A 958-nucleotide genomic window follows, 5' to 3' on the forward strand; every position below is an offset into this window, starting at 1 on the left:
GAGGGAAAACGCTCTGTTAGAACCTAATCGATTCGTGGTATTCTTAAAAGGCGCGGTTGACTGCGCCTTTTAAGAGTATCATGATCAATTACAAGGGAGGCGGGCCGATGTTGAACAAAATGAAAACGGATTATATGGGTTGGATCTTCCTCATCGGAATCGTCTTGCTTTTTTTGGAGATTTCCTTCAAGGGTGGAGGCTTACTGTTTCCGCTTGCTTTTTCGGTTGTCTTAATCTATTTGGGCAGGAAATTCACTAAGCGGACAATCGGGAAGATTTTATTTTTTACAGGACTGATCTCACTGATCATCACAGTTTTGAATATGTTCGTTTTTAAGTTTTTCCTTTTCGCCATTCTCATTTATTTCTTACTTTTATATTATCAGTCGAAAAAGAATCCCGATTGGATCAACCCGATCATCACCAATGAAGGGATTGACGAAGAACAAGTCCATAAGGAGCCGTTATTGAAAAGTGGGCATCTCTTTCAAAATAAGTTGTTCGGCCATCAACAAACGGGTGAGCAGGTATACGAATGGAATTCCGTGAATGTTCAAAGCGGGGTCGGTGATACGGTCATTGATTTGAGCCGGACGATCCTGCCGAAAGGGGATGCCGTCATTTCCCTTAGGAATATCATTGGCAATATCACGGTCCTCATCCCGTATGGCATCGAAATAAGGGTCCATCATTCCGTCATGGCGGGGAGAGCACGGATTTTTGAAAATAAGCCTGAATCGAGGGTCTTTAATCAAATCCATTCTTTTCAAACAGCGGGCTTCGATGAAGCGGACCATAAAGTGCATATCATCACGTCCATCCTTGTTGGGGATTTAGAGGTGAAGCGGGTATGAGCATCGTGACACGCCAGATCTTGAGTGCCCTAGGTGTTTCCTTCGTTCTTTCGCTTCTTTTGCCGGCGGTGGTTTTCTTTATTTTCCCGCTGTCCGACTGGGGC

General features: G+C 44.3%; 1 protein-coding gene. It reads left to right on the forward strand.

Translation table 11 applies throughout. The annotated features are described in order from the left end of the window. Positions 1–107: 107 nt before the first annotated feature. On the forward strand, positions 108–854 hold the full coding sequence (gene liaF / locus CVN76_RS00945; RefSeq protein WP_100530096.1) for a cell wall-active antibiotics response protein LiaF: 747 nt from the start codon (positions 108–110) through the stop codon (positions 852–854). Positions 855–958 lie beyond the last annotated feature (104 nt).

The organism is Bacillus sp. mrc49 (genome assembly GCF_002803435.1).

What these genes read in the sequence shown, in the direction of transcription:
- liaF (WP_100530096.1), top strand. Translation starts at nt 108, where the DNA reads ATGTTGAACAAAATGAAAACGGATTATATGGGTTGGATCTTCCTCATC.